The organism is Kitasatospora sp. NPDC004669, assembly GCF_040609455.1.
Classification (GTDB): domain Bacteria; phylum Actinomycetota; class Actinomycetes; order Streptomycetales; family Streptomycetaceae; genus Kitasatospora.
In genome coordinates this window covers 74,955-95,829 of the sequence record NZ_JBEXKB010000016.1, presented here as the reverse complement: position 1 = coordinate 95,829, position 20,875 = coordinate 74,955, and the positions used below count along the sequence as shown (strand labels likewise).

Here is a 20,875-nt window from a genome sequence, read left to right as displayed (position 1 = left end):
CGCGGCGTCGTGGGGAAGACGGGGGAGCGTGGCCGGGATGGGGGGATTCTTCGCGGCCGCGCTGGCCTTTCCGACGGCGCTGTTCAGCTTCGCGCTCGTGGTGGTCGTCGGGTACTGGTTGCTGATGCTGCTCGGCGGCCTGGTGCCCGGTGTGCTGCACGGGGGGCACGGCACCGGGCACGACCTGAGCGCCGGGCACGCCGGGCATGTGGGCCAGGTGGGTCACGTCGGACACGGTGTCGGGGGGCACGGTGTCGGGGGGAGCGTGGCCCACGGGGCGCCCGGCGGGGGAATCGCACACGGCGCCCATGGCGCCCACGGCACCCACGGTGGTGACGGCGCCCGTGGGGAGAAGGGCGCCGGCCACCACGGGGGCGTGCTGGACGCGCTGGGGCTCGGCGGGGTGCCCGTGACGGTGGCGGTGTCGCTGCTGGTCGCGCTCGCCTGGTTCGTCAGCCTGGCCGGCACCGTCCTCACCACGGGGGCACCGGCGCGCGGCGGCGTGTTCGCCGTCGCGCTGGTCGCCTCCTGGGCGGGCACCCGGGTGCTCGTCCGGCCGCTGCGGCGGCTGTTCCCCGAGGACCGGCCCACCACCCGGGGGGACTTCGTCGGCCGGGTCTGCGTGATCCGCACCGGTCGGGTGACCGCCGACTTCGGGCAGGCCGAGGTCACCGCCGAGGACGGCTCCACCGCGACCGTCCAGGTCCGCGTGCTCGACGCCGAGCCGAGCCTGACGGTCGGCCGCACGGCCCTGATCTTCGACTACGACGCGGCCGGCGAGCACTTCCTGGTGGCGCCGTTCGACCCGTCGCCGCCGGGCCCCTGACGTCCACGACGCTCCCGGCACTTCTGACGCAGCGCCATGTCATCCACCTTTCCGCCTACTTCGCACCATCGTCTCGTCAAAGGACACCGTGATGGACACCATCGCCGTGGGTTTCGGCGTACTCGTCGCCGTCGTGCTGCTCATCCTGTTCGCCCTGCTGCTGTTCGTCGGCCGCCTGTTCCAGAAGGTCGAGCAGGGCAAGGCACTGATCGTCTCCCGGACGAAGAAGGTGGACGTCACCTTCACCGGCACGATCGTGCTGCCGGTCCTGCACAAGGCCGAGCTGATGGACATCACCGCGAAGACGGTGGAGATCCACCGGGCCGGCCGGGACGGGCTGATCTGCCGGGACAACATCCGGGCGGACATCCGGATCTCCTTCTTCGTCCGGGTGAACAAGACCGTCGAGGACGTCATCAAGGTGGCGCAGTCGATCGGCACCGCGCGGGCCAGCGACCCGCAGGCGATCCAGGACTTCTTCGCGGCCAAGTTCGCCGAGGCGCTCAAGACCGTCGGCAAGCAGCTGGACTTCACCGACCTGTACACCCACCGGCACGAGTTCCGGGACCAGATCATCGCGGTCATCGGCACCGACCTCAACGGCTACACCCTTGAGGACGCGGCCATCGACCACCTGGAACAGACCCCGATGAGCCAGCTGGACGGCGACAACATCCTGGACGCCCAGGGCATCCGCAAGATCACCGAGCTGACCGCGATCGAGCACGTGCGCACCAACGAGTACCAGCGCACCGAGGAGAAGGAGATCACCCGGCAGAACGTCGACGCCCGGGAGACCGTCCTGGAGCTCGAACGCCGCCAGGCCGACGCCGAGATCCGCCAGCGCCGCGAGATCGAGACCCTGCGGGCCAAGGAGGACGCGGTGATCGCCCGGGTGCAGGAGGAGGAGCGGCTCAACGCCCAGACCGCCTTCCTGCGCACCGAGGAGCTGCTCGGGGTGCAGCGGGAGAACCAGGCCCGCGAGGTCGCGGTGGCGCAGAAGAACCGCGAGCGGGTGATCGCGGTGGAGAACGAGCGGATCGAGCGGGACCGCCTGCTGGAGGTCGTCGGCCGCGAGCGGGAGACCGAACTCGCCGTCATGGCCAAGGAGAAGGAGGTCGAGTCCCGCCGGCGGGAGGTCGCCGACGTGGTCCGCGAGCGGGTCGCGGTCGAGCGCACCGTCGCCGAGCAGGAGGAGGCCGTCAAGACGCTGCGCGCCACCGAGGAGGCCGAGCGCGTGCGCAAGGCGGTGGTCATCCAGGCCGAGGCGGAGGCACAGGAGAAGCTCGTCAAGGACATCAAGGCCGCCGAGGCCGCCGAGCAGGCCGCCTCGCACAAGGCCCGCGAGGCGCTGGTGCTGGCCGAGGCCCGGCAGCAGGCCGCCGAGCTGGACGCGACCGCCAAGGTCCGGCTGGCCGAGGGCATCCGGGCGGAGGCCGCCGCCGAGGGGCTGGCCCGGGTGCAGGTGCGCGAGCAGGAGGCCGCGGCGGTGGAGAAGGTCGGCCGCGCCGAGGCCGCCGTCCAGGCCGAGAAGGCGAAGGCCGCCGCCCTGGAGGTCGGCGCCAAGCTGAAGGCCGAGGCCGAGGGCCTGACCGAGAAGGCCGCGGCGATGGCCAAGCTGGACGAGGCCTCGCGCGAGCACGAGGAGTACCGGCTGCGCCTGGCCGCAGAGAAGGACGTCCGACTGGCCGGGCTGGACGCGCAGCGGCAGATCGCCGAGGCGCAGGCCGCGCTGGTCGCCGCCGGGCTGGAGAAGGCGAAGATCGACATCGTCGGCGGGGACTCGGTGTTCTTCGACAGGCTGGTGCAGTCGGTGACGGCCGGCAAGAGCGTGGACGCCTTCGTCGGCCACTCGGAGACCGCCCAGGCCCTGGCCGGGCCCTGGCTGGACGGACGGGCCAGCTTCACCGAGGACCTCACCCGGGTGCTGTCCTCGGTGTCCACCGCGGACGTGCAGAACCTGACGGTCTCCGCGCTGCTGATGCGGATGATCGGCACCGGAGGCGGCGAGCAGGCCGGGCCGCTGCGCCAGCTGCTCGACTCCGCACGGAAGTTGGGCATCGCGGAGACGCCGATCGGGGCGCTGGCCGGCGCCTCCGTCAACGGCTCCAAGTGACCTGCCGAACACCTGAGCACCTGAGGAACTGACCGTGGACGCCCTCGACGCCCGGCTCGACGCCGGCACCTACGAGGTCCTGCGCGACCGGCTCGCCCGGGCCGCCGCCGAACTCGCCGACCGCGCACAGGCGTTGAACGCCCGCCGGGTCGCCGAGTTCGGCGGCGGGGAGCTGCGGCTCACCGGCACCGGGCGGCTGAGCACCGCCCGGGCCTGCCTGCCGCAGGACCTCACCGCCGCCGGCGGACTGCTGCTGCTCGGCACCCGTCCGGTCGACGTCGTGGACGGCGTCGAGGACTTCGCGGACGTCCTCGGCCTCCACCACCCCGCCGACCTCTCCCCCGCCCCCGCCGACGGCACCCTGCTGGACGACCCGCGGCTGCGCCAGGACCTCGCCGACCTGCGCCGCTACTTCCGCGACGCCCGGCTGGAGCGGCTGCGCCCGGTCGGCGGCCGACTGCTCGCGGTCTTCCGCACCGGCCCGGCCGCCGCCGACGTCCGGGTGCTGCGCTGGCTGCTCGACGACGAGCGGGCCGCCTACCAGGACGGCCGCGGCGAGCGCGACCACGTCCCCGCCGGCGGCCGGCAGCTGGAGTGGACGGCGCTGACCCGGGACGACCAGCTGCCCGCCGCCCCCGGCACCCCGCCGCGCGCCGACCTCGCCGGGCAGCTCCACCTCGGCGTGGACGGCGGCCGGTTGACCCTGCTCACCCCCGACGGCCGGGAGCTGCACCACGAGCCGCTGGCCGAGGCCCTGCAGACCCTCGCCGACGCGCAGATCGCCCACGCCCGGCTCGGCACCCTGCTGCTGGTGCGGGTGCGCCCGTACCAGGAGGAGGCCGTCCGGCACCTGGTGGTGCACCTGCCCACCGGGAGGGTCACCCGGATCGACGCGCTCGGCCGGGCCTGCCTGCGGCTGCCCGCCGACCAGGGCGTGGCCTTCCCCGGCGGCTGCCACCTCGTCGACGGCACCGTGCGCACCTTCGACCAGCCGGTGGACGGCCTGGCGTACGAGCGCACCGTCCACTCGCCCAACGGCGAGGACGTGCTGTACGAGTTCCGCTCCGCCGCCGACGGGCGCGCGCTGCTGCAGCCGTACAACAGCGTCCGCCAGGAGGCCGCCACCCCGCTCGTCTGCCAGGGCTACGCGCTGTTCCCCGACGGCACCCTCATCGCCCTGCGCCCGGCCGAGGACGGGCCCACCCGGCTGCACCCCGTCCAGCTCTGGCAGAGCCCGTTCACCAGCGAGCGCCACGCCGCCGAACAGCCTCCCGGCACCGGCCCGTTGGCCCGGATCGGCAACGCCGACCTGGTCCGCGGCCTGGCCGACTGTCTGGCCCTGGCCCGGCTGGCCGCCGCCGGGGCCGACACCCCGGCCGGCCACCAGGCCGTGCTGGCCGCCTGCACCCGCACCGCCGACCGGCACCACTGGCTCGGCCAGAGCGGCCTGGGCGACCTGGCCGCGCCGCTCGCCGGGATCCGCGACACCGCCCGGCAGGTCATCGCCGAGTACGAGGCGATCGCCCAGCTCACCGCGTACGCCGCCGGACAGACCGAGGAGGTCGCCGAGCACGTCGAGGGCCTGCTGCGCACCGCGCGCGGCGAGACCCTGGCCGACGCCGCCGAGTGGGTCGACCGGCTCGCCGGGCTGCGCCGCGCCCAGGGCAGGGTCGAGGCGCTGCGCGAGCTGCCGCGGGCGGACCGGGAGCGGATCGACGCGCTCGCCGAGCACCTCGCCCAGGGGCTGGCCGAGGCCGCCGACCGGGCGGTGGTCCAGCTCGCCGAGCCCGCCGCCTTCGAGCCGCACCGGCGGCGGGCGGGCGAGCTGGCCGAGCACTGCGCGGCCATCGCCACCGCCGCCGAGGCCGCGCCGCTGCTGGCCCGGCTCGGCGAGCAGAGCGAGGCCCTGCAGACCGTCTCGGAGCTGGTCGGCACCCTCGACCTGGCCGACGCCACCACCCGCACCGCGATCCTGGACCGGCTCGCCGACGTGCTCGGGCTGCTCAACCGGGCCCGCAGCACGTTGACCGTCCGGCGCCGGGAGCTGCGCACCCGCGAGGCGGCCGCCGAGTTCGCCGCCGAGACCGCACTGCTCGCCCAGGCCACCACCACCGCGCTCGCCGCCGCCGACACCCCCGAGACCTGCGACGACCAGCTCGGCCGACTCCTGCTGCGGATCGAGCAGTTGGAGACCCGTTTCGCCGACGCCGACCCGGCGCTCGGCGACCAGCTCGCCGACCGGCGCACCGAGATCCACGACGCGCTCACCGCCCGCCGCCAGCACCTGCTGGAGGAGCGGGCCCGCCGGGCCGACCGGCTGGCCTCCTCCGCCGGGCGCATCCTGGACACCCTGCACCGGCGCCTGGCCGCCCTCGACACCACCGCCGAGATCGACGCCGCCCTGGCCGCCGACCCCAGCGCCGTCAAACTCCGCGACCTGGCCCGGCAGTTGACCGGACTGGGCGACCGGGTCCGGGCCGAGGAGCTGACCGGACGGCTGCGCGCCGCCCGCGGCCGCGCCCACCGCGCGCTGCGCGACCGGGCCGAACTCGCCGGGGACGGCCCCGGCACCCTGCGGCTGGGCCGCCACCTGTTCGCCGTCACCACCCAGCGACCCGAACTCACCCTGCTGCCCTGGCGCGGCCGCCCCGCCTTCACCCTCACCGGCACCGACTACCGCTCCCCCGTCGCCGACCCGGCCTTCGCCGCCACCGAGCGCTACTGGGCCCGGCCGCTGCCCTCGGAGACCCCGGCGCTCTACCGCGCCGAATACCTGGCCGCGAGCCTGCTGCTGGCCGCCGAACCGGGCACCCTGTCGCCGGACGCGGACCTGTTGGAACACGTCCGTCGGGCCGCCGAGCAGCGCCCCGACGAGGGCTACCAGCGCGGGGTGCACGACCACGACGCCGCACTGGTGCTCCGCGCCCTGCTCGAACTCGGCGCCGAGGCCGGCCTGCTGCGCCACCCGGCGGACGCCCGGGCGGCGGCCCAGCTGTACTGGGCGCACGGGACGGACGCGCGGCAGCGGCTGGTCTGGCACACCCGGGCCCGCTCGCTCGGCCTCGCCCGGCAGGCCTACGGCCCGGTCCCGGCGCTGGACGCGCTGGCCGCCGAACTCGGCGCCGCCGTCGCCCGGTTCGTCCCCGGCGCGGAACACGCAGGCGACTACCTGGTGGCCGAACTCGCCGCCGACGAACCGGCCTTCGCCTACTCGGCGGGAGCGGCCGCGCTGCTCGACAAATTCCACGCCGCCCCCGAGTCCGCCGGGCTCACCGAGGCACTGGCCGCCCTGCCCGAGGACCCCGCACTGCTGCCGGTGCGGCGCCAACTCACCGCCGCCTGGCTGGAGTCGAGCGCCGCCGACGCCGACCCGGGCGACCTCGCCGAGGCCGCGGCCGTACTGCTCTGCCCGACGCTGCCGCGCCGCGCCGCCGAGGGCGCCGCCGCCGCCCGGCTGACCGGGCTGCTCGGCGACCACCCGCGGCTGACCGGCGGCTCGCTCGACCTGAGACTGGACGAACTGCTCGGCCGGGTCAGGGAGTTCGAAGCCGTGGAGGTCCCCGGCTACCGGGCCTACCAGCGGCTGCGCGGCGAGCTGCTGGCCGCCGAGCACACCCGGCTGCGGCTCGACCGGTACCGGCCCGCACCGCTCAACGGATTCGTCCGCAACCGGCTGATCGACCAGGTGTACCTGCCGCTGATCGGCGACAACCTCGCCAAGCAGCTCGGTACGGCGGGCTCCGGCGGGCCCGTGGACCGCAGCGGCCTGCTGCTCCTGGTCTCCCCGCCCGGCTACGGCAAGACCACCCTGGTCGAGTACCTCGCCGAGCGGCTCGGCCTGCTGCTGGTCACCGTCAGCGGCCCCGCGCTCGGGCACCGCGTCACCTCGCTGGACCCGGCCGAGGCCCCGGACGCCACCGCCCGGCGCGAGCTGGAGAAGCTCAACTTCGCGCTGCACGCGGGCGACAACGTGCTGCTCTACCTGGACGACGTCCAGCACGCCTCGCCCGAGTTCCTGCAGCGCTTCATCCCGCTGTGCGACGCCCAGCGCCGGATCGACGGCGTCTGGGACGGCGAGGCCCGCGAGTGGGACCTGCGCGGCAAGCGCTTCGCCGTGGTGATGGCCGCCAACCCCTACACCGAGTCCGGCCGGCTCTTCCGGCTGCCCGACATGCTCGCCAACCGCGCCGACGTGTGGAACCTCGGCGACGCCGTCGCCGGACGCGAGGACCTCTTCGCGCTCAGCTTCGTCGAGAACGCCCTGCCCGCCAACCCGCACCTGGCCCCGCTCGCCGATGTCGGGCGGGCCGACCTGGACACCCTGCTGGCCCGCGCGGCCGGCACCCCGGGCGGGCGGCTCGCGGGCGCCTGGCCGGGCCCCGAGGTCGAGCGGATGACCGCCGTCCTGGCCGGGCTGCTGCACCTGCGCGGCACCGTCCTGGCCGTCAACCGCGCCTACCTCGCCTCCGCCGCCCAGGACGACCGCGCCCGCACCGAGCCGCCCTTCCTGCTCCAGGGCTCCTACCGCAACATGGCCAAGCTCGCCCAGCGCCTCGACCCGGCGCTCACCCGACCCGAGCTCGACGCCCTGCTGACCGACCACTACCGCGCCGAGGCCCAGCCGCTGGGCGCCGACGCCGAGGCGCAGCTGCTGAAGCTGGCCGAGCTGCGCGGCACCCTGACGCCGGAGCAGGCGCAGCGCTGGGAGGAGCTGAAGCGCGCCCGGCGGGGCTGAGGGGGAACCCGGGGGTGTAGCTGGCTACACCCCCAGAAGTGAACCCCCGGTCATTGAGCCACCCCCGTCCCGCGCGATGGGATGTGATCATGAACGCCACGGACTTTGCCGTTGAACTCCGCTCCGTCCGCCGGACCTACCGGCGCGGGCCCGAGCCCGTCATCGGCCTGGACGAGGTGAGTGTCGGATTCCCCTTCGGCACCTTCACCGCCGTCATGGGCCCCTCCGGCTCCGGCAAGTCCACCCTGCTGCGCTCGGCCGCCGGCCTGGAGGCGATCGACCGGGGCGAGGTGCGGGTCGACGGCATCGTCCTGGGCGGCCTGCGCGACAAGGAGCTGACCGTGCTGCGGCGGGAGCGGATCGGCTTCGTCTTCCAGTCCTTCAACCTGCTGCCCGCCCTGACCGCAGCCCAGAACGTGGCGCTCCCGGCCAGGCTGTCGGGCCGTCGCCCCTCCCCTTCCGAGGTGACCGCCGCGCTGGCCGCGGTCGGCCTCGCCGACCGGGCCGGGCACCGGCCGGGCGAGCTCTCCGGCGGCCAGCAGCAGCGGGTCGCCATCGCCCGGGCGCTGATCACCCGCCCCGCGGTGCTGCTGGCCGACGAGCCGACCGGCGCGCTGGACACCCGCAGCGGCCGCGAGGTGCTCGCCCTGCTGCGCACCATGGCCGACGACCCCGGCCGGGCCGTGGTCATGGTCACCCACGACCCGGTCGCCGCCTCCTACGCGGACCGGGTGCTCTTCCTGCGGGACGGCCGGCTGGACGGCTCGCTGGAGCGGCCCACCGCCGAGCAGGTCGCCGCCCGGATGACCGCGCTGGAGGCCGTGGCATGCTGACCCTCGCCCTCGCCGGCCTCCGGCTCCGCTGGGCCTCCTTCGTCGGCAGCTTCGTCGCGCTGGCCTGCGGGGTCGCCCTGATGGCCACCTCGATCCTGGTCATCGCCGCCACCTCCGGCGTCCCCGACCAGGGCCGCCAGCGCTTCTCCGAGGCGCCGGTCCTGGTGATGGCCGACCAGAACGTGGATTTCAAGCCCGCGACCGGTGACGTCCAGCCGACCCAGGTCCCCGCCCAGCCGGGACTGCCCGCCGCACTGATCGCCGCCGTGGCCGCGACCGGCCGCACCGTCGAGGACCGCACCTTCTACGCCCAGCTCGCGGACGGCCCGCGCGGGCAGGTCGGACGCGCCTGGTCCACCGCCGCCCTGGGCGGCTACCGGCTCACCGCCGGCGCCGCCCCCGCCACCGACGACCAGATCGTCATCGGCGGCGGCCGCCCGGAGCAGGTCGGTCGGCAGGTCCGGTACGTCACCGCCGACGGCCCGCACACCGCGACCGTCGCCGGCGTCACCGAGGCGCAGCCCTTCGAGCACGCCGTCTTCTTCACCGACGCCCGGGCCGCCCGGTTCTGCCCCGCAGTCGGCGTGCTGGCCGCCTTCGGCCCCGCCGACGCGGTGCGCCGGGCCGTGGACGCGACCGGCGGCGCGAGCGTCGCCCGGGTGCTCACCGGCGCCGAGCGCAGCCAGGCGGACCCGCACCACGCCGAGGTCGGCAGCCGACTGGACGGCGTCCAGACCCCGCTCGGCCTGTCCGCCGCGGTCTCCGGCGGCACCGCCGTGTTCGTGGTGGGCGGCACGTTCGCGCTGTCCATCGCCCAGCGCCGCCGCGAACTCGCCCTGCTGCGGCTGATCGGCGCCACCCGCCGGCAGCTGCGCGCCCTGGTCAACCGGGAGGCGCTGGTGGTCGGCGTGCTGGCCTCCGCCGCCGGGTGCGCGCTCGGCGCGGCCGGGGCGGCGCCGGCCGCGCGCTGGCTGATCGACCACGACATGGTGCCGGCCGAATTCACCGTCCCGGTCACCTGGTGGGGGCTGCTCGTCGCGGCCTCGATCGGGCTGCTGACCGCGATCACCGGCGTGGTGTTCTCCTCGATGAAGGCCGGGCTGATCAACCCCGGCGAGGCGCTCGCGGAGGCGGATGCCGAACGGACCTCGCGCGCCGTGCTGGCGTTCCGCTGGGCGAGCGGCCTGCTGGTGCTGGGCGGTGGCATCGCGGCCCTCGTACTGACGGCCCGCAGCTGGCCCGACGCCGCGGCCAACGCCGCCGACTCGCTCTCCCTGCTGCTGGCGATCGTCGCCGGCTGCGTGCTGCTGGCGGCCGTGCTGGCCGGCCCGGCGATCCGGCTGCTGACGGTGCTGCCCGCGCTGGTGGCCCGGCTGCGCGGCCGCTCCGCCGAGGACGCCGGCGGCATCGCCTGGGCCACCGCCCGGCAGAGCTCGCTGACCGCCTTCCGGCGCACCGCCGCGACCACCACCCCGGTGGTGCTGATCATCGCCTTCGCCGGGTGTCTGCTCGGCAGCATCGACACCATCAACCGCTCGCAGGTCACCGAGGTCCGTGACCAGCTGTCCGCCGCCGACCTGGTCGTCACCCCGGCCGGCACCCCCGGGCTGAGCCGGGCCGTGGCGGAGCGCGTCCGTGCCGTGCCCGGGGTGCAGGCCCTGGTGATCACCCCGACCTCCGTCATGGCGACCGTGGCCGACGGCCGGGCCCTGGTGCCCTTCCGCGCCGCGACGGCGGACCCCACCGCGCTGGCCGCGGTCGACCGGCTCCCGGTCGTCGCGGGCTCGCTCGCCGACCTCGGCCCCGACTCGATCGTGCTCAGCCGCACCTGGCCCGGCTCGCCCGCGGTCGGTGGGCAGGTGTCGGTCCGGCTGGCCGACGGCACCCCGCGGGACCTGCGGGTCGCCGCCCTGCTCGGCACCGGCGCCGAGGCCGTCCAGGCCTGGGTGACCGGCCCCAACGCCGTCACCGGCGGTGTCGGCGGCCCGGCCTTGGTCAGCCGGATCGACCTGCGGCTGCTGCCCGGCACCGATCGCGAGCAGGCCACCGCCGCGCTGCGGACGGCCGTGGACGGGCTGGGCGCCCGGCTCACCACCCCGGAGGCGGTCTGGTCGGCCGCCACCGACAGCACCGAGCAGGAGTCCTGGAACGCCCTGCTGATGATCCTCGGCCTGGTGATCTGCTACGCGGCCGTCACACTGGCCAACTCGCTGGTGATGACGGTCAGCGACCGCCGGCAGGAACTGTCCCTGCTACGGCTGGCCGGCGCCACCAGGGGCCAGGTGCTGCGCGCCGTCGCCGTCGAGACCCTGATGTGCGTGGCGGCCGGTACCCTGCTGGGCGTGCTGGGCACGGCGATCAGCGTCGGCGGCTCCTGGGCCGCGCTGACCAACCTGGTCGGCCCGACGCCCGCGGTGGTGCCGTGGACGGTGCTGGGCGCGCTCGCCGCCTGTTGCGCGGCCATCGCCCTGCCGGCGGCGGTGCTCCCGGCGGCGCTGGCGCTGCGCGGGCGGGACGGGCAGGGCATCCTGCGCGGGGCGGCGGGGGCGGTCTGAGCCCTCGACCGGAGCGCGGGGACGTGGGACGAGGCGATGGCGCTGATCACCTCCTGGCCGAGGACCGCCCTGGTCAGCTGATCACTCAAGTCCTACGACCGTACGGCTGCTCCCGGTGGGGTGGACCCCCGTGGCGCCGCCGGGAGCGGTCGCGGGCCCGCCGCTAGCGTGTCCGCATGGGCGCTCAGGAACTCGATCTCTCCGGGCTGCGACGGGTGTACGGGCGGGCCGGGAGCCGCTGGTTCTACACCCGGGTGGCCCGCAACGCCCGGCACTGGGGGTGGACGGAGCCGGGCCAGTCGAAGTGGCGGCTGTGGCGGGCACAGCGACAACTGGAGGACGTGCTCGGCCGCAAGCTGGCGCTGCCGCCCGGTTCGCGGGTGCTGGACGCCGGCTGCGGGGCGGGCGTGGTGGCCCGGGCGATGGCGGACCGGTTCGGGCTGCGGGTCACCGGGGTCGACGTGCTGGACTTCCACCTCGCCGAGGCCCGGCGTCTCAGCACCCGCACCGCGCTGGCCGACCGGACCGCCTTCTCCTGGGGCGACTACCATCAACTCCCCTTCTCTGATGGCGAGTTCGCCGGCGCCTACTCGATGGAGACGCTGGTCCACTCCTACGACCCGCCCCGCGCGCTGGCCGAGCTGCACCGGGTGCTGCGCCCCGGCGGCCGACTGGTGCTGCTCGGCCCGATGAGCACCGCCCCGCTGGACGAACTGCCGTCGCGCGCCCGGGCGTTGCTCGAACCGTACCTCGACGCCATGGTGATGACGGGCGCCAAGCTCTACCACGCCCGCAACCTGCCGCGCCTGCTCACCGAGGCCGGCTTCGAGGTCGAGGAGGCACTGGACGCGACGGCGCACTACACGCCCACCACCGAGGCCGTGCACACCTACTTCCGACTTCCGTGGGAGCTGCTGCGCCGCGTCGGCGACCCGGCGAAATGGCTCAATCTCCGTTCCACGGTGGAGATGTACGGCGTGCGCGAGTACGTAGCCTGGTACGTTCACACGGCCGTCAAGCCGCCGAGGTGACCCCTGCCACGGATCGGGCCGTTCCGGCGCCGGGCGCAGCCGTTCTATCCCGGGGGCTCCGAGGTCGACGACATCACCGAGGCGGCCAGCGACTCCCAGAGCGGGTCGGGCAGCCCGGGGACCGTCCGCCCCTCCGACAGCCACAACCGGGCCAGCTCGACATAGATGGGCACCTCCGGATCGGGTTCCGGAGGGCGCCCCGCTCCTGGCAGGATCGTTTCCTCGGCTGGCCAATACTGCGGGACCGGCATCACCCCAAAACTACTCACATCCGCCCAACGCGCCCCGCCCGCCCCGGGTCACGGCCGCGTCAACCCGACGGCACGCACATCAACCCCACGCGGGCCGGGCACCCGGCCGTACGCGGGAAGTCGGACCGGCCGCCCTCCCGCGCACGCCGTACGGCCTACCGCCGCCGCCCCGCCGCCAGCAGCTCCGCCACCGTGGCCAGCTTCACCCGCGGCCGCCCCTGCGCCTCGCCCCGCTCGCGCTCCGCCCGCTCCACCGCGCGCAGCTCCCGCAGCCCGACGGCGTCCGGCCGGCGCCGTCGCACCAGCCGTTCGAAGTCCCGGCGCCCCGCCGCCGGGGCGGGCAGCGCCCGGGCCACCGCGTCGTCCAGCAGCGCGTCCACCGTCTCCCGCGCGCAGGCCCGGTTGGCGCCGATCCCGCCGGACGGCCCCCGCTTGGCCCACCCGACCACGTACGCCCCGGGCAGCGCCCGCCCGGTGGCCGGGTCGACGACCCGCCCGCCGCGCTGCGCGACCGTCCCGGTCCGCTCGTCGAAGGGCAGCCCCGGCACCGGCACGCCCCGGTGCCCGATGGAGCGCACCACCAGCGCGGCCCGCAGGGTGTCGGTCCCCCCGGTGGCCTCGGCCTGCCCCGCCGCCGTCATCCTCGTCCGTTCGACGGTCACCGACTCGACCCGCCCGTCCCCGGTCAGTGCGACCGGCGCGGACAGGAAGCGCAGCACGATCCGCCGCCCCGGCCCCGGCTCCGCGCCCCCGTCGTACGGCACCAGCGGCAGCCCGGCCAGCAGCGCGGCCCGCGAGTCCGGCGCGGCCGTCTCGATCGCCGCCCGCACCCGCGGGTGGTCCTCGACCACCAGCTCGACGCCGGGCAGCCGACGCAGCGCCAGGAACTCCGGCCTGGTCCAGGCCGCCTGCCCGGGCCCGCGCCGGGCCAGCAGCACGACCTCCCGCACCCGGCTGCGGCGCAGCGCGGCCAGCGCGTGGTCGGCGATGTCGGTGGCGGCGAGCCGGTCGGGGTCGGTGAGCAGGATCCGGGCGATGTCCACCGCGACGTTGCCGTTGCCGACCACGACCACGCGCTCGGCGGACAGCTCCACGGCGTCGGCCGGCACCGTCGGGTCGGCGTTGTACCAGCCGACGAAGGCGGTCGCGGGCAGGCTGCCCGGCAGGTCCTCGCCGGGGATGCCGAGCCGCCGGTCGGAGGCGGCGCCGACCGCGTACACCACCGCGTGGTGGTGCGCGGCCAGCTCCTCGTGGGTGACGTCGGTGCCGACCTCCAGGTTGAGGTGCATCCGCAGCCGAGGGTCGTGGAAGACGCTCGCGAAGCTCTCCGCGATCCGCTTGGTGGACTGGTGGTCGGGGGCGACGCCGTGCCGCAGCAGGCCGCCGGTGACCGGCAGCCGGTCGATCATGGTGAGCTCGGCGCTGGTGCAGCACAGCAGCTCTTGCGCGGTGTACCCGGCGGAGGGCCCGGTGCCGACCACGGCGATCCGCAGCGTGCCGAGCTCGCCGGGCAGGCTGCGCGGGAAGCCGGGCGCGCCCCAGGCGTGGTCGTTGGGGTGGTCGCGGAACCAGTCCCGGTTGAGGTCGCCGAATACGGTGTCCGGCCCGCGCAGCCGGTCGACCGGGAACACCGCGTCCACCGGGCAGGCGTCCGCGCAGGCGCCGCAGTCGATGCACGCCTTCGGGTCGATGTAGAGCATGTCGGTGGTGCCGAACTCCGGCTCGTCCGGGGTCGGGTGGATGCAGTTGACCGGGCAGACCGACACGCACGAGGCGTCGTTGCAGCAGGTCTGGGTGATTGCGTAGGCCATGGCCGGATCGGGGCCCCTCGTTGTGACTGATTGACCGTCAGAGCATGTGTACGCGGCGGTAGACGGCCGCCGAGCGGCTGGTGAGCAACCCGGCCTCGGCGAGGAAGGCCATCAGGTGCCGTGAGCTGTTGCGCATCATCGCCTTGCGGTGCTCGCTGCCCTTCACCTCGGCGAGCGCCCGTCCGACGTCCAGCCCGGCGGCCTTGTACACGCCCGGGTGGACCATGCTGCTGACGATGACGTACGCGCCGACGGCGATGCCGGTGGCCGAGGTGCGGCGGCGGGCCGGGCCGGCGTGGCGCATCCGCTCGCGGATCTCCTGCCGGGCGAACTTCATGTGCCGCGACTCCTCGACCACGTGGATCCGGGAGGTACCGCGGACGATCTCCAGGACGTTCTCGCCGCGCATCCAGTCGCGCTGCATGACGTCCAGCACCTCCTCGGCCACCAGGATGCCGCCGTAGGCGAGTTCGCCCTTGGCGAGCGCCTTGAACGCGCGGCCGGCCTGGGCGATCACCTTGTTCGGCCGGTAGGCGGGGACGCCCATCTTCTCGCAGGCGCGGGCGAACATGATCGAGTGGCGGCACTCGTCGGCGATCTCGGTGAGCGCGAACTGGAACTCGGCGCTGGCGGGGTTCTTGAGGTACTGGTCGCGCAGCACCATCTGCTGGAGGATCATCTCGAACCAGATGCCGGTGTTCATGATCGAGCAGACCTCGTGTCGGGTGAGCGTGATCCGCTGCCGCTCGGTCATCTCGCCCCAGAGCCGGGTGCCGTAGAGCGTGCTCCACTCGGGGTTGAGGCCGTAGTGCTCCTCGGGGAGGGGCGCGTCCCAGTCGATCTCGGCGGAGGGGTCGAAGGAGAGGGTGGCGGCCGACTCCAGCAGCCGCTTCGAGACGTCGTCGTCGGCCGCGGTGTGGCCGTGCTCCGCCTGCCGGGTGAGAGCCATGGCTGCCTCCAGGTGCCTGCCCCGCGGGTTCCCGCTCACCCGCTTATTAGACGGACAGTACAATAAGAGCCCGCCGCCGAGAACCCCCTGCGCGGCAGGGATACGGCGCACGGAGCCGCGGCGCGCGCCCCGTCGCGGGCCAACGCGAAGGGCGGGGCCCGCCCCGAGGCCCCGCCCTGATCGCACCTCTCAATCGAAGCGACGGACGGGGGCTTCGACATCGGGCGAGAATGTTCTTCGGAGATTCTCGGCGTCAGTCGAGGACTTCCCCGGGCCGCCGCAACGCGGACCGGCGGCGACCGAGAGTCGGGGCCAGATCCGGCTCACCCCGAAGAAGGCGTCGAGTTCCTCGTCGCCCAGCAGGTCGCGCCGTTTCGCCGCCCGGATCGAGTCGCCCTCGCACACCACGGCGAAGTGCGCGCCGTACACCTTCTCCGCCGCGATCCACTCCCGGCCGGCGGACACGCCGGAGCAGCCCCGGGCGGGGATCTTCGGGTAGGGCCGCAGCTCGGACTCCTCGAACGTCGTCTCGGACACGAACAGATCCTCGCCGGGGAACCCGCCCGTCGGCAACGGGGATTCAACGTCCGGCGCCGGTCCGGGCCCGGACCCGGTCACCGGCCCGCCGTTGCTCCGTCATGTCCGCCACTCCCCGGCCGTTCGCTCCTCGCCATTCGCTCCGCAGCCGCTTCACCCAGCCTCCCAGAGCCGGGCCAGGTGCGCGTGCAGGAGTTCCTCCGCCTCCTCCGACGTCCGCTGGCCGATCAGCACATGCCCGGTGAGCCCGTCGGCGAGGGCCAGCACGGTACGGGCCTCGCGCCGGGCGTCCACGGATCCGGAGGCCTCCGCGACCAGCCGGGTCAGCAGCCCTTCCAGGTCCGCGTAGCTGCTGCGCAGGCTCGCCGCCAGCGACGGGTTGACGGCCGCGGCGGCGAGGAAGGCGAGCCAGATCCGCGCCTCGGCCCGGCGTTCCTCCCGCAGCAGCGCGACCTCACCGACCACGTGTCCGACGGCGCTGGCCGCCGACTGCGCGGGCGCCGCGACCAGTCGGGCGTGGGCCCGGCCGGTGACCTGTTCGCCGATGTGGTCGAGGGCGAAGCGCAGCATCTCGTCCTTGGTGCGGAAGCAGCGCTGGACGGCGCCCATCGAGACCTCTGCCCGGGTGGCGACGTCCCGCAGGGTGACGCCCTCCAGGCCCTGCGAGTCGATCAGCGCGCAGACCGCCTCGGCGATCCGTCGGCGTCGTTCCTCGTGGTCGACCTGCTTCGGCATTCGAAGACCCCCTTTAATCCGATGCAAGCGTATCGGCTTCCCGGCTAGGGTTCCGATGCAATCGCATCGGAACCTGTCGGAAGTCCCGTCGGAAATCCCGTCGGCAACCCGTCGGAGAACCTGTCGGAGGACCACATGTGGAAACTCCCCGCCACCGCCATCGCCGCCGCCGTCCGCGGCGGTGAGGTGTCCGCCCTCGACGTGGTGGACGCCCACCTCGCCCGGATCGCCGAGGTCAACCCGCGCGCCAACGCCGTCACCCAGCTCCTCGCCGACCGCGCCCGCGCCGCCGCCCGGGCACTCGACCGCCGCCACGCCGCCGGGGAGCCGCTCGGCCCGCTCGCCGGAGTGCCGTTCACCGTCAAGGAGTGCACCCGCATCGAGGGCGTCCCCACCACCTTCGGCACCCCGCGCTTCCGCGACCTGACGGCCCCCGCCGACGCGATCCCGGTGGCCAGGCTGCGCGCCGCCGGGGCGATCCCGATCGGGCACAGCAACCTGCCGACCCTGATCCTGGCCGGGATGCACACCCGCAGCGAGCTGTACGGCGACACCCGCAACCCCTGGGACGCCCGCCGCACCCCCGGCGGCAGCAGCGGTGGGGACGGCGTGGCGGTGGCCACCGGCATGGCCGCGCTCGGACTGGGCAACGACTCCGGCGGCTCGCTCCGCATCCCGGCCGCCTTCTGCGGCGTCGCCGCGCTCAAGCCGACCACCGGCCGGTTCGCCGCCGACCAGCGCGTGCTCGGCCCGGACGACCCCGGCCCGGCCTCTCAACTCCTTGTCACCGACGGCTCCTTGGCCCGCACGGTGGCCGACCTGCGGCTCGCGTACGAGACCCTGGCCGGCCCCGACCCCCGCGACCCGCGCGCCGTCCCCGCGCCGCTGTACGGCGGCCCGCTGTTCGGCCCCGACGGCCCGCCCCGGGTCGCCGTGGTCGCCGACCCGGGCGGCCACGGCGTCCACCCCACCGTCCGCCGCGCCGTCGAGGCCGCCGCCGGGGCGCTGCGCGAGGCCGGGTACGACGTCCGCGAAGTCCCCGACGTGCCGCGGCTGGACGAGGCCATGGACGCCTACCACCGGCTCGCCGTCACCGAGTTCGCGCCCAGCTGGCCCGCCGTCCGGCAGCTGCTGGGTGAGGGCGGCGACCGCTTCATCGAGCTGACCATGCGCAGCGCCCCGCCCGTCGACGGCGCCGGGCTGATCGGCCTCATGGGCACCTGGATGAACGTCCGCCGTTCCTGGACGGAGTTCCTCGACGAGTACCCGCTGCTGCTCGGCCCGGTCTTCACCGAGCCGCCGGTCGAACCCGGCCTGGAGTCGCGGGACCAAGCGGGCCGCGACCGGGTCGCCACCGCGATGCGGCTCTGCTCGGTCACCAGCTTCGTCGGCGTCCCCGCCGTGGCCGTCCCCACCGGACTGGCGGCCGACGGCCTGCCCACCGGCGTCCAGTTGGTCGCACGGCCCTTCCGCGAGGACCTCTGCCTCGCCGCCGCCCAGCACATCGAGGACCGCCTCGGCGTCCTCACCCCGATCGACCCGCGGCAGGACCGGCCCGGACGGCGGGATTCGACCTCCGCCTGACACCCGCCTTGCCATTGCGCGACGCCGTCGACAAGGGCTTGGGGATTCCGACGAAGCCCTCGAACCGGGGCCGTTGAACCGCCCGCCCGGCGCGAAGAAGCTGGGTACCAGGATCCCGTGCGGCGTGTGCGGGCCCGCCGGGCCGTCGCGGACAGCGGCCTGGCGACCGCCGCGCTCGACCCGTACCGGACCCGGCGTCAGCCTGGGCACCGCCTTCGGCACCCTCGCCGGACTGGAGGCCCGGTACCGGCTGTTGAGCGACGGCGGTCGCCGCGGACCGGGCGCTGCACTTCTCGCTCTCGCACAGCGGGGACCTCGCCCTGGGCGGGGTGGCGACCCGGCCGATCGGCGTGGACGTGCAGCGGCTACCCTCGGCCGTGGCCGTGGCCCTGCCGGCCCTGCACCCGGACGAGCGGGCCGAGCTGCTCGCCCGGCCGCCCCGCGCGGCGCGGCAGGCGCTGTTCGGCCGGCTCCGGACCCACAAGGAGGCCTACCTCAAGGGTCTGGGCACCGGCTGCACCGCGCCGAGCGCCGACCACCTGGGCGTCGGCCCCGCCCTGCACCCGGGCGGCTGGACGGTGGCGGGCATCCCCTGCGATCCCGGCCGCGCCGCCTCGGCGGCCGTGCGCGGAGCCCCGCCGGCCACCGCGCAGGTCCACCGGCGGCCGGAGTCCCGGCTCACGGCCGCCGAGCAGCCCTTTCCCATCACCGCAGGAGTCCCCATGGCACGACGGACATCGCCCACCACCGCCCCCGCCGGACCGGAGGCGGCCGCATGAGACTGCTGGTCACCGGCGGCGCCGGGTTCATCGGCTCGCACTTCGTCCGCACCCTGCTCGACGGCGGCTACCCGGGCCACGAGGCCTCCCGGGTCACCGTCCTCGACAAGCTCACCTACGCCGGCAACCGGGACAACCTGCCCGCGGCCCACCCCCGGCTGGACTTCGTCCGCGGCGACATCTGCGACCCGGAGCTGCCGGCCGGCCTGCTGCCCGGGCACGACGCGGTCGTGCACTTCGCCGCCGAGTCGCACGTGGACCGCTCGGTCCGCTCGGCCGCCGAGTTCGTCCGGACCAATGTGCTCGGCACCCAGACCCTGCTGGACGCCTGCCTCACGGCCGGGGTCCGGCGCTTCGTCCACATCTCGACCGACGAGGTCTACGGTTCGATCGCCGAGGGCACCTGGACCGAGGAGTGGCCGCTGCTGCCCAACTCCCCGTACGCCGCCTCCAAGGCCTCCTCCGACCTGATCGTCCGCTCCTACCACCGCACCCACGGCCTGAACGTGTCGATCACCCGCTGCTCCAACAACTACGGGCCGTACCAGCACCCGGAGAAGCTGATCCCGCTGTTCACCACCAACCTGCTGGAGGGCCGGCCCGTCCCGCTGTACGGCGACGGACTCAACGTCCGCGAGTGGCTGCACGTCGACGACCACTGCCGGGCGATCGCCCTGGTGCTCGACCGGGGCCGCCCGGGCGAGGTCTACAACGTCGGCGGCGGCGACGAGCGGACCAACCGGGCCGTCACCGAGCGGCTGCTCGACCTGTGCGGCGCCGACCGATCGAGCGTGCGCCGGGTGGCCGACCGCAAGGGCCACGACCTGCGTTACGCCCTGGACGAGACGAAGATCCGCGAGGAGCTGGGCTACGCCCCGCGGATCCCCTTCGAACAGGGCCTCGCCGACACCGTCGCCTGGTACCGCGACAACCCCGGCTGGTGGAAGGCCGCCAAGTCCGCCCGACCCATCGAGGAAGGCGACGGCCGATGAACGACCACGAGGGCCTGCTACTCGACGAGACCGCCGAGTACCACCAGGACCTGCGGGGCGACGCCCCCCTTCGTCCCGGGGACGACCGAGATCCGGCCGGCCGGCGCCGGCCTCAGCCCTCGTAGGGACGGGCGGCGCGCCCCTCGCGCAGGGTCAGGCCCCACCAGGCGAGCTGGTCGAGCAGCACGGTGGCGGCCTTTCCGGCGCCGTCGGCGTCCTCGGGGCGACCCTGCTCGTCGAACTTCTCCCAGGCCATGTGGAAGCTGACGGTGTCCCGCAGGGTGACGGCGTGCAGCTCGGCGAAGACCTGGCGCAGCTGCTCGACGGCCCGCTGGCCGCCGACCATGCCGCCGTAGGAGACGAAGCCGACCGGCTTGGCCCTCCACTCGCTGTAGACGTAGTCGATGGCGAGCTTCAGGGAGGCCGGGTAGCCGTGGTTGTACTCGGGGGTGATGACCACGAACCCGTCGAGGCCCTCGATCCGCTGGGCCAGGGTGAGGGCGCCCGGCTGCGGCTCACTGGCGTCCAGGGTGAGCTTCAGCTCCTCGACCAGGGCGGGCTCGGACAGGTCGATGACATGGACCTCCATGTCGTCGCGCCCGCCGATCTCGGAGAGGAACCACTGGGCCACCTTGTCGGCGAAGCGACCGGTGCGGACGCTGCCGATGATGACGCCGATCTTGAGCGGGTTGCTGGCCATGGGGACTCCTGATGCGTGACGGATGGGAGTAGGGGGTGGAGCAAGGAGGTCGGCCCTCGGGGCGCGACGTCGGGCAGCGCCCCGGGGTGCCCGGGAGGGGGTGGCTCAGCCGGGCGGGTTCCAGCCCTGGCGGGCCGCGCAGTCGGTCGGCTGGGCGCCGGCCGCCTTCACCTTGACCCGCACCTCGCCCGGGCCGGGCCGGGGCGTCGGCAGCTCCATCAGCTCCAGGACCTCGGGGCCTCCGAATGCGCGGAATGCGGCAGCCTTCATGGCAAATCCCTTGTACAGAAACGGAATTGGTGTCAGATCCCCCTGCCGGGGACGGCAAAGCGAAGATAAAACCTCAAGCGGACTTGAGGTCAACCCGGTGGGCTGAAACTCTTCCCCGATGGCCGAATCCCGCCAGTCGTGGCCCCTGGCGGGGCGACAGCGGGCCGACGC

The 20,875-nt window shown here is 74.8% G+C and carries 16 protein-coding genes and 1 pseudogene; 10 read left to right on the top strand and 7 right to left on the bottom strand.

Going from position 1 to position 20,875, the window contains the following annotated elements; translation table 11 throughout:
- The first annotated feature begins 37 nt into the window (after positions 1-37).
- The 6 genes from ABZW30_RS16335 to ABZW30_RS16310 all read left to right on the top strand — a co-directional run bounded on the left by ABZW30_RS16335 (position 38) and on the right by ABZW30_RS16310 (position 12,096).
- On the top strand, positions 38-826 hold the full coding sequence (locus tag ABZW30_RS16335; protein WP_355671761.1) for a hypothetical protein: 789 nt from the start codon (positions 38-40) through the stop codon (positions 824-826).
- A 91-nt stretch (positions 827-917) separates the two neighbouring features.
- On the top strand, positions 918-2,942 hold the full coding sequence (locus ABZW30_RS16330; RefSeq protein ID WP_355671760.1) for a flotillin family protein: 2,025 nt from the start codon (positions 918-920) through the stop codon (positions 2,940-2,942).
- 34 nt (positions 2,943-2,976) lie between these two features.
- On the top strand, positions 2,977-7,677 hold the full coding sequence (locus ABZW30_RS16325; protein WP_355671759.1) for a DNA repair ATPase: 4,701 nt from the start codon (positions 2,977-2,979) through the stop codon (positions 7,675-7,677).
- A gap of 89 nt (positions 7,678-7,766) precedes the next feature.
- Positions 7,767-8,510 (top strand): ABC transporter ATP-binding protein, encoded by a 744-nt coding sequence (locus ABZW30_RS16320; protein WP_355671758.1) that lies wholly within the window; start codon positions 7,767-7,769, stop codon positions 8,508-8,510.
- Complete coding sequence (locus ABZW30_RS16315; RefSeq protein WP_355671757.1) at positions 8,504-11,065, top strand: FtsX-like permease family protein; 2,562 nt, start codon at positions 8,504-8,506, stop codon at positions 11,063-11,065. Before ABZW30_RS16320 ends, ABZW30_RS16315 begins: the two co-directional genes overlap by 7 nt.
- 176 nt (positions 11,066-11,241) lie before the next feature.
- On the top strand, positions 11,242-12,096 hold the full coding sequence (locus tag ABZW30_RS16310) for a methyltransferase domain-containing protein (protein WP_355671756.1): 855 nt from the start codon (positions 11,242-11,244) through the stop codon (positions 12,094-12,096).
- Positions 12,097-12,140: 44 nt separating this feature from the next.
- Here the strand turns inward: ABZW30_RS16310 and ABZW30_RS16305 are convergent, their stop codons facing one another.
- From ABZW30_RS16305 to ABZW30_RS16285, 5 genes are all read right to left on the bottom strand, one after another.
- A complete protein-coding gene (locus ABZW30_RS16305; RefSeq protein ID WP_355671755.1) occupies positions 12,141-12,269 on the bottom strand; it encodes a hypothetical protein in 129 nt (42 codons plus the stop codon).
- Between the two features lie 233 nt (positions 12,270-12,502).
- Positions 12,503-14,158, bottom strand: coding sequence for a 4Fe-4S binding protein (locus ABZW30_RS16300; RefSeq protein ID WP_355671754.1), 1,656 nt, complete (start codon positions 14,156-14,158; stop codon positions 12,503-12,505).
- Positions 14,159-14,195: 37 nt separating this feature from the next.
- Complete coding sequence (locus tag ABZW30_RS16295) at positions 14,196-15,107, bottom strand: diiron oxygenase (RefSeq protein WP_355671753.1); 912 nt, start codon at positions 15,105-15,107, stop codon at positions 14,196-14,198.
- 189 nt (positions 15,108-15,296) lie between these two features.
- A complete protein-coding gene (locus ABZW30_RS16290; RefSeq protein ID WP_355671752.1) occupies positions 15,297-15,644 on the bottom strand; it encodes a hypothetical protein in 348 nt (115 codons plus the stop codon).
- Between the two features lie 153 nt (positions 15,645-15,797).
- A complete protein-coding gene (locus ABZW30_RS16285) occupies positions 15,798-16,379 on the bottom strand; it encodes a TetR/AcrR family transcriptional regulator (RefSeq protein WP_355671751.1) in 582 nt (193 codons plus the stop codon).
- 135 nt (positions 16,380-16,514) lie between these two features.
- On the opposite strand from ABZW30_RS16285, the gene ABZW30_RS16280 reads away from it, so the two are divergent.
- The 4 genes from ABZW30_RS16280 (at position 16,515) to ABZW30_RS16265 (ending at position 19,859) form a co-directional block, all read left to right on the top strand.
- Positions 16,515-17,963 (top strand): amidase, encoded by a 1,449-nt coding sequence (locus tag ABZW30_RS16280; protein ID WP_355671750.1) that lies wholly within the window; start codon positions 16,515-16,517, stop codon positions 17,961-17,963.
- Between the two features lie 329 nt (positions 17,964-18,292).
- Positions 18,293-18,742, top strand: a complete 450-nt coding sequence (locus tag ABZW30_RS16275) for a hypothetical protein (RefSeq protein ID WP_355671749.1) — start codon at positions 18,293-18,295, stop codon at positions 18,740-18,742.
- Positions 18,739-19,734, top strand: a complete 996-nt coding sequence (gene rfbB / locus ABZW30_RS16270) for a dTDP-glucose 4,6-dehydratase (protein WP_355671748.1) — start codon at positions 18,739-18,741, stop codon at positions 19,732-19,734. Before ABZW30_RS16275 ends, rfbB begins: the two co-directional genes overlap by 4 nt.
- Complete coding sequence (locus ABZW30_RS16265) at positions 19,731-19,859, top strand: hypothetical protein (RefSeq protein ID WP_355671747.1); 129 nt, start codon at positions 19,731-19,733, stop codon at positions 19,857-19,859. Before rfbB ends, ABZW30_RS16265 begins: the two co-directional genes overlap by 4 nt.
- On the opposite strand, the gene ABZW30_RS16260 is transcribed toward ABZW30_RS16265, so the two are convergent.
- On the bottom strand, positions 19,847-20,434 hold the full coding sequence (locus ABZW30_RS16260; RefSeq protein ID WP_355671746.1) for an NAD(P)H-dependent oxidoreductase: 588 nt from the start codon (positions 20,432-20,434) through the stop codon (positions 19,847-19,849). The genes ABZW30_RS16265 and ABZW30_RS16260 overlap by 13 nt on opposite strands.
- Positions 20,435-20,590: 156 nt before the next feature.
- A pseudogene (locus tag ABZW30_RS16255) lies at positions 20,591-20,704 on the bottom strand (NADP-dependent oxidoreductase); the annotation flags it as partial.
- Between the last annotated feature and the right edge of the window lie 171 nt (positions 20,705-20,875).

Coding starts and splice junctions, on each gene's coding strand:
- ABZW30_RS16320 (WP_355671758.1), top strand. CDS start 7,767: ATGAACGCCACGGACTTTGCCGTTGAACTCCGCTCCGTCCGCCGGACC.
- ABZW30_RS16300 (WP_355671754.1), bottom strand. CDS start 14,158: ATGGCCTACGCAATCACCCAGACCTGCTGCAACGACGCCTCGTGCGTG.
- ABZW30_RS16295 (WP_355671753.1), bottom strand. CDS start 15,107: ATGGCTCTCACCCGGCAGGCGGAGCACGGCCACACCGCGGCCGACGAC.
- ABZW30_RS16335 (WP_355671761.1), top strand. CDS start 38: ATGGGGGGATTCTTCGCGGCCGCGCTGGCCTTTCCGACGGCGCTGTTC.
- ABZW30_RS16310 (WP_355671756.1), top strand. CDS start 11,242: ATGGGCGCTCAGGAACTCGATCTCTCCGGGCTGCGACGGGTGTACGGG.
- ABZW30_RS16315 (WP_355671757.1), top strand. CDS start 8,504: ATGCTGACCCTCGCCCTCGCCGGCCTCCGGCTCCGCTGGGCCTCCTTC.
- ABZW30_RS16265 (WP_355671747.1), top strand. CDS start 19,731: ATGAACGACCACGAGGGCCTGCTACTCGACGAGACCGCCGAGTACCAC.
- ABZW30_RS16330 (WP_355671760.1), top strand. CDS start 918: ATGGACACCATCGCCGTGGGTTTCGGCGTACTCGTCGCCGTCGTGCTG.
- ABZW30_RS16280 (WP_355671750.1), top strand. CDS start 16,515: ATGTGGAAACTCCCCGCCACCGCCATCGCCGCCGCCGTCCGCGGCGGT.
- rfbB (WP_355671748.1), top strand. CDS start 18,739: ATGAGACTGCTGGTCACCGGCGGCGCCGGGTTCATCGGCTCGCACTTC.
- ABZW30_RS16285 (WP_355671751.1), bottom strand. CDS start 16,379: ATGCCGAAGCAGGTCGACCACGAGGAACGACGCCGACGGATCGCCGAG.
- ABZW30_RS16260 (WP_355671746.1), bottom strand. CDS start 20,434: ATGGCCAGCAACCCGCTCAAGATCGGCGTCATCATCGGCAGCGTCCGC.